Raw genomic sequence first — 2,361 nt, forward strand, 5'->3', positions numbered from 1 at the left:
ATCCAGCCGGAAGGTCAGCTCGGGAGTGAACTTGACCCCCGTCTGCTTACCCACCATCGTGCGCAGCCGGCCCCGAGCGTTCGCCAGGGCCTCACCCGCGTCGGCGATGTCGGGTTCCTCGTCGAGCGTCCTCCCCCGGACCGTGTAGTAGAGGGTGGCCACCCTCAGATCCGCCGTGATGCGCGAATCAGTGATGGTGATGAACTCGAGACGCGGATCCTTGATCTCGTGCTCGATCGCCGTCGCGACGATCTCCCCGATCCGTTTGCCGAGCCGTCCGGCCCGTCCCTTTCCGGCCATGGCGATCCTCCTTGACGTGATGCGGCCGCCGGGCGGCCGCTCGATACCCAGAATGCCGTGGGGGCAGGCCCGCAGACCACGGAACCTGCCCCCACGGGGTTGTCGCCGTCGACGTCAGTCGCGCGGCTTCTCGACGAGCTCGTAGGTCTCGATCACGTCGCCGATCTTGATGTCGGAGTACGTCACCGTCAGACCACACTCGAAGCCCTCGCGGACCTCGGTCGCGTCGTCCTTCTCGCGGCGCAGCGAGGAGACGGTCATCTCCTCGACGACGACCTTGCCGTCGCGGATGAGACGGGCCTTGGCGTTGCGTCGGATGATCCCGTCGAGGACCATGCAACCCGCGATGTTGCCGAGCTTGGAGGAGCGGAACAGCTGGCGGATCTCCGCCTGACCGAGCTTCTTCTCCTCGTAGATCGGCTTGAGCATGCCCTTGAGCGCACTCTCGATCTCGTCGATCGCCTGGTAGATGATCGAGTAGTACCGGATGTCCACGCCCTCGCGGTTGGCCAGCTCCGTCGACTTGCCCTCCGCGCGGACGTTGAACCCGATGATCACGGCGTCGGATGCGGCCGCCAGGTTGACGTTGGTCTCGGTGACCGCACCGACACCGCGGTCGATGACACGCAACTGCACCTCGTCGTCGATCTCGATGCCCATGAGGGCCTCTTCGAGGGCCTCGACCGTACCGGAGTTGTCGCCCTTGATGATGAGGTTGAGCTGGCTCGTCTCCTTGAGATGCGAATCCAGATCCTCGAGGCTGATCCGCCGGCGGGACCGGGCGGCGAGCGCGTTGCGCTTGCGCGCGTTTCGCTTGTCCGCGATCTGCCGTGCGGTGCGGTCCTCCTCGACCACCATCAGGGTGTCGCCTGCGCCACAGACGCTGGTCAGGCCGATCACCTGGACCGGACGGGACGGGGTCGCCTCCACGACGTCCTCCCCGTGCTCGTCCACCATGCGACGAACCCGGCCGTACGCGTCGCCCGCCACGATCGAGTCGCCGACCCGCAGCGTTCCGCGCTGGATGAGCACCGTGGCGACCGGACCGCGTCCGCGGTCGAGGTGCGCCTCGATGGCCACGCCCTGCGCGTCCATGTCCGGGTTGGCCCGCAGGTCCAGCGACGCGTCCGCGGTGAGGACGACCGCCTCGAGGAGCGACTCGATGTTGAGCCCCTGCTTCGCGGAGATGTCGACGAACATGGTGTCGCCGCCGTACTCCTCCGGGACGAGCCCGTACTCGGTCATCTGGCCACGGATCTTGTCGGGCTGTGCGCCCTCCTTGTCGATCTTGTTGACCGCCACGACGATCGGCACGTCGGCCGCCTGCGCGTGGTTGATCGCCTCGACCGTCTGCGGCATGACGCCGTCGTCCGCCGCGACCACGATGATCGCGATGTCCGTCGACTTGGCGCCGCGGGCACGCATGGCGGTGAACGCCTCGTGACCCGGGGTGTCGATGAAGGTGATCGTCCGGTCGATGTCGTCGACCGGCACGGTGACCTGGTAGGCACCGATGTGCTGGGTGATGCCGCCGGCCTCGCCCTCGCCGACCTTCGCGGACCGGATGCTGTCGAGCAACCTGGTCTTGCCGTGGTCGACGTGACCCATGACGGTGACGACAGCGGGACGGATCTCGAGATCGTCCTCCCCGCCCTCGTCCTCACCGAACGACAGGTCGAACGAGTCGAGCAGTTCGCGGTCCTCGTCCTCGGGACTGACGACCTGGACCTTGAAGCCCATCTCCTCGCCGAGGAGCTGAAGGGTCTCCGGGGTGACGGACTGCGTGGCCGTCACCATCTCACCGAGGTTGAACAGCGCCTGGACCAGCTGCGACGGGTTGACGTCGATCTTGTCCGCGAAGTCGCTCAGCGAGGCACCCTGTGCCAGCCGCAGGACCTGCCCACGACCGTCGGGGAGCCGGACGCCGCCGACCTCGGGGGCCCGCATCGAGTCGTATTCCTGACGCTTCTGCCGCTTGGACTTGCGGCCCCTGCGGGGCGCGCCTCCGGGGCGGCCGAACGCACCGGCCGCGCCGCTGCGGCCACGGTTGCCTCCGCCGCC

At 67.7% G+C, this 2,361-nt stretch carries 2 protein-coding genes; both read right to left on the reverse strand.

Going from position 1 to position 2,361, the window contains the following annotated elements; all coding sequences use genetic code 11:
• Positions 1 to 300 (reverse strand): 30S ribosome-binding factor RbfA (gene rbfA / locus G6022_RS13175; protein ID WP_182691731.1); only part of this gene is annotated, 300 nt, incomplete at its 3' end.
• 114 nt (positions 301 to 414) lie between these two features.
• A partial coding sequence (infB, locus tag G6022_RS13180; RefSeq protein WP_182691733.1) for a translation initiation factor IF-2 occupies positions 415 to 2,361 on the reverse strand: 1,947 nt, incomplete at its 5' end.

It is taken from the genome of Dietzia sp. Cai40, assembly GCF_014145165.1.
Lineage (GTDB): Bacteria > Actinomycetota > Actinomycetes > Mycobacteriales > Mycobacteriaceae > Dietzia > Dietzia natronolimnaea.